Here is a 4,928-nt window from a genome sequence, read left to right as displayed (position 1 = left end):
ACTCAGACCGCGGTGCTGACCGGTGGCTCGGTCGCCGACGCGGTCGGCACGTTCCGCTACACGGTGCTCGGCGCCGGCCGGATCGCGCCCGAGCAGTCGTGGGTCGACGCCAACATCCGCACGGAGCCCGTGCCGATCCTGGGGTCGATGACGTGCCACCGGGTGGTCTTCCCGCAGCTGCGGGCCGCCCTGCTCGAGATCGAGCAGCGCGGGCTGGCGGACGAGATCCACGTGGGCGAGTACGCCGGGTGCTTCTACCCGCGCTTCATCGCCGGCAGCCAGCAGCTCTCGCTGCACTCGTTCGGCATCGCCTTCGACATCAACGTGCCGGGCAACCAGCGCGGCACCGTCGGTGAGATCGACCGGGACGTCGTGTCGATCCTCAAGCGGTGGGGCTTCGCGTGGGGCGGCGACTGGGGCTACACCGACCCGATGCACTTCGAGATGAACGCGATCGTCGACCCGGAGTGAGGAGCCCCGGAGGTGCGTCGGGTCGCTCCCGACCTAGACCTCCACCCATCGTTCCGGGCTCATCTCGCCGACGAACGCCTGGGTGGCTGCGACGGCGGGATGCGTGAGGAGGGTGCGGGGGTCAACCTCGGGGAGAAGGTCGGCGGCCAGGTCCTCGCGGACGAAGAAGGCGTTGAACCCGAGGCGGTTGCCGCCGACGAGTCGGTAGCCCTTCTTCTTCCCCAGCTTGACCATGGCCCCGAGGGAGGCGCCGATGTACAACGACCCCTTCTCCCACACCCATTCGTCCTGGTACGGAAGCGTCCTCGCCATGTCGGCCGGCCACACGGCGTTGTACTCGGTGACAACGATGCGGGGGTTGACGCAGTCCAACGCCTCCCAGATCCAGTAGTCCATGCCGTCGATGTCGATGGTCAGCATGTCGATGTCTCCGGCAAAACCCGCCTCCTGGACCATCTGGTTCACGGAGTCCCGCGTGATCCAGGCCTTCAGCAGCGTCGGCGGCCAGTAGTAGGTGTCCGAGTTGTGCTGGTAGAAGTTCCTGCCGGTCTCGAGGATGGCGTCACCACCGTCGACCAGCAGACCGGTCCAGCCGTGGTTGACGATGAGGTTGGCCGAGTTGTTCTCCACGCCGTCGCCCGCGCAGATCTCGACCGTGCGCTTCGTGTCTGTGCCGGTGGCGGCGAGGATCAGCTGAATGATGCCGTCCTCGCCGTTCTGCGAGTAGAAGCGGGCCTCCGCCGCGTCGAAGGACGGAAGTGGCTTGCCAGCGTCGATGAGCGCCGCGTACTGGTTGCTCAGGATGTGCTGGACCGACTGCTCGATCCCCCGGTCCCTCCGCGGGTGGAGCCCCTGGACGTGCACCGTCTGCAGGTGCTCGATCCGCGACAGGGCACCTCCGTGTCCGGAGCGCACCGCCGCCTCCGTCGTGAGCTGCTGAAGCAGCCTGTCGAGCTGGTCGACCGCCACCGTCACGCCGGCGGCGACGGATCTCAACTGCGTGGCCTGCTTGGCGCTCCGCCGCCTCAGCATGCGCGTCGTGCGCTCGAGTCCTGCGAGGCGATCGTCGATGCCGTGGACACCGAGCGCCCTCTGGATGCGCCCTTGGCCCCTCATCGGGCCCGGCCTTGGCGATGTGAGGGCACTTCGTCTCCTCGGGGTGATGCGAATCCAGACGGTCGGACGCTCGGCTTCTCTTCCTGCCGCCCGACGCGGGTGCCTCCACGTCCGACGGTCGGGTCGAGCACGAAATCTACCCCCGTAGCGTCGTTGCTTCCTCGTGCAAAGGCGCTGCGACGAGTCCCGGGAGCCGCCTGCCCCGAATCGCCTAGCCGGAGGTCCTCTTCTAGACTCGGCCGCTGACGTACGGACTTCAGGACGGGACAACTGGGTGAGCGAGTCAACGCAGCACTTGCCGGACGCCACTTTCGTGACAGGGGGAGCGGGCTTCATCGGAAGTGCCCTGAGCTCCCACCTTGCGGATCTGGGGCGGCCGGTCGTGGCGATCGACAACCTTCTCCCGCAGGTGCACCCGGGGCAGGGCAGGCCCGAGGCCCTCGACGAGAGGGTCGACCTCGTCGTGGCTGACGTGACGCAGCCGGGGACGTGGGACGACCTCCTGAGCCGCTACCGGCCGGCCCTGCTGGTGCACCTCGCCGCCGAGACCGGCACCGGTCAGTCGCTGACGGAGTCGACGCGGCATGCGGAGGTCAACGTCGTCGGCACCACCGTCATGCTGGACGCCCTGGTCCGTCACGACGTCCTTCCCGAGCACGTGGTGCTCACCTCCAGCCGTGCGGTGTACGGCGAGGGCCTGTGGGTCGACACTGACGGAGTGGAGTTCTATCCGCCTCCCCGCAGCCACGCGCAGCTGGCGGCCGCCCAGTGGGACCACGTGGCGCCATCCGGCTCGGTGGCCCGACCGACCGCCTCCAACGCCCGGTCCGCGCATCCCAACCCGTCCAGCGTGTACGGATCCACCAAGCTGGCGCAGGAGCTGGTCCTGCGCAACTGGACCGCAGCCTTCTCCGTCCCGCTGTCCGTCTTCCGGCTGCAGAACGTCTACGGCCCCGGTCAGTCACCGCACAACCCGTACACCGGCATCATCACGCTCTTCCACCGTCTCGCCTCGCGCGGGCAGGTCCTCGACATCTACGAGGACGGCGACATCGGTCGCGACTTCATCGTCATCGACGACGTGGTCAGCGCTCTGCTGGCAGGCATCGCCCAGCCACCTGCCGCCGACCGCCCGAGGATCCTGGACGTCGGTACTGGCGTGGTGACGACGATCGCGGACGCGGCTCGAGCGATCGCCAAGCACCACGGGGCTCCCGATCCCCAGGTCTGCGGCAAGTTCCGAGACGGCGACGTACGCCACGCAGTCGCGGACGTGCACGACCTGCAGTCGGAGCTCGGCTGGGCCTGGGAGCACGACTTCGAGGCGGGTAGCGCCGCCGTCGCTGACTACTTGCGGGAGCGTGGCTTCCTTGGCTGACCAGGACGACTCCGCCGACGTGTCTGGTTTCCAGACCCTGATGTTCGTGCGGGACTCGGTGGACGACTGGCTCCCGGCCGTGACACGGCTGCTCAAGGTCCCCGGCGCGGGCGAGATCGTGCTGGCCGTGCCCGGGGAAGCGGGGTGGGCCAGGTCGCGCATGCCGGACGATGACCGCATCTCGTGCGTCGTTGCCCTGAGCTTCGCCACGACGCTCCTCGAGCTGTCGCGGGAGGGCGACCTCCCACTTCTCGTCATGACGTCGCCCGTCGTGCTCCCAGCGGACGGGTTGGGCCCCGCCCTGGAGGCGCTCCGCGCRGACGCACGCGTCGCGACGGTCTCGTTCCTCGCCAACTCGGCCGGCTACCTGAGCTTCCCCTACCGCAACGGCCCTACCGCGTACGCCATCACCGGATACGACGAGACCACCCTGACCCGGCGGCTGCGCGACCTCGCGCCGGCCATGGCGCCTGCACCCATCACTGTCCCGGCGGGGGCGGCTTGCCTGGTGGCCCGGCACGCGGTGACGATGACGGGTGGGCCGCACCCTGAGTTCGACCTTCAGCCCGAGGTGTCCCTGATGGACCTCGCGCTGCGCTCGCAGCGCCGCGGCCTGAAGTCGGTGCTGGACTCGATGACCTACGTCAGTCGTCCCTGGGAGCTGGGGAGGTGGGGGCAGGAGCTGACCACCATTCACGACGTGCGGATGCTCCTGAACAAGCACCACCACTTCTTCCCGGCCCTGTTCGACACGCAGCGCACCGACAAGGACGCGCCGATCGAGATGGCCATGAACACCGCTCGGGCCAAGGTGCAGGGCCTGCGGGTCGTCATCGACGGCTCGTGCCTCGGTCCGATCGAGAACGGCACCCAGGTCCAGACGCTGGCGCTGGTCCGCGCGCTGGCCGAGCGCGACGACGTCCACTCGGTCGTCCTCGGTGTGCCCGGGGCGATCCCGAGGTACGCCGACACCTACCTCGACACACCCAAGATCAGCACGGTGCTGACCACGGACAACAAGTTCGAGGGTGTCGAGGGCGCTGACATCGTGCACCGGCCCTTCCAGCCGGGCGACGGCCTGCCGTGGCCTCGGTGGCGCCAGCTGGGCAAGCGAGTCGTGGTCACTGTCCAGGACCTGATCGCCTACGGCATCGGGGCCTACCACTTCACTCCCGAGGACTGGCTGTCCTACCGGAGCAACTTGGAGAAGGCCTGCCGCCGCTCGGACGCGTCGGTGGTGATCTCGCACGACGTGCGGGACCAGATGGTTCTCGAGCAGCTCCCGGTCGAGCGGGACCGGATGTTCGTCATCGAGAACGGCACCGACCACATGTCGGGCGCTGAGGCGACCTCGATGCCCGCCGAGATCGTGGCTCGAGGCTGGGCGTCGCGTCCTTTCATGGTCGTCCTCGGAGCCAACTACTCACACAAGAACAGGGACCTCGCCGTGCACATGTGGCGCGAGCTGCGAGAGCGAGGGCACGGAATCGGGCTTGTGTTGGCGGGCGTCTCGGTCGCGCAGGGATCCAGCCGCATCGCCGAGGCCGCCGCGATCAGTGACGGTGGCGAGGAGCCACTCACGCTCGCCGACGTCACCTCGGAGGAGCGCAACTGGCTGCTCCGGCACGCCGACCTGTGCGTCTATCCCACGGCGGCCGAAGGCTTCGGACTCGTGCCGTTCGAGGCGGCCCGGTTCGGGACCCCCACGCTGCACGCGGGGTTCGGGCCACTCGACGAGGTGATGCCGGACGCACCCGTCGTGGCGACCTCGTGGCGCCCCGCGGACCTCGCCGACGCGGCGGAGCGGCTTCTCGCCGATCCGGCGCTCGGCAAGCGCCAGGTCGAGTCCGTCCTCGCGTCTGGCGATCGCTACACGTGGGCGCGCACGGCAGCGGGCCTCGTCGGGTGCTACCGCGAGCTGTTGTCCCGCCCCCGAGACTGAACCCACCGCACCACAGGAGAT

4 protein-coding genes are annotated in these 4,928 nt (G+C 68.9%); 3 read left to right on the top strand and 1 reads right to left on the bottom strand.

All coding sequences use genetic code 11. The annotated features are described in order from the left end of the window. A partial coding sequence (locus tag ACXJKL_RS14460; protein ID WP_457207743.1) for a M15 family metallopeptidase occupies positions 1-471 on the top strand: 471 nt, incomplete at its 5' end. Positions 472-504: 33 nt separating this feature from the next. On the opposite strand, the gene ACXJKL_RS14455 is transcribed toward ACXJKL_RS14460, so the two are convergent. Continuing rightward, complete coding sequence (locus ACXJKL_RS14455; RefSeq protein WP_457207742.1) at positions 505-1,467, bottom strand: hypothetical protein; 963 nt, start codon at positions 1,465-1,467, stop codon at positions 505-507. Positions 1,468-1,750: 283 nt separating this feature from the next. On the opposite strand from ACXJKL_RS14455, the gene ACXJKL_RS14450 reads away from it, so the two are divergent. Both ACXJKL_RS14450 and ACXJKL_RS14445 read left to right on the top strand, forming a co-directional pair. Beyond that, the gene (locus ACXJKL_RS14450) at positions 1,751-2,965 is read left to right on the top strand and encodes an NAD-dependent epimerase/dehydratase family protein (protein ID WP_457207741.1); all 1,215 of its coding nucleotides are present in this window, start codon (positions 1,751-1,753) and stop codon (positions 2,963-2,965) included. After that, the gene (locus tag ACXJKL_RS14445; RefSeq protein ID WP_457207740.1) at positions 2,958-4,907 is read left to right on the top strand and encodes a glycosyltransferase; all 1,950 of its coding nucleotides are present in this window, start codon (positions 2,958-2,960) and stop codon (positions 4,905-4,907) included. Before ACXJKL_RS14450 ends, ACXJKL_RS14445 begins: the two co-directional genes overlap by 8 nt. The last annotated feature ends 21 nt before the right edge of the window (positions 4,908-4,928 follow it).

The sequence above is a fragment of the Nocardioides sp. P5_C9_2 genome (assembly GCF_054049555.1).
Note: the sequence above shows the minus strand (reverse complement) of the source record. Positions and strands in the feature narration are given on the sequence as shown.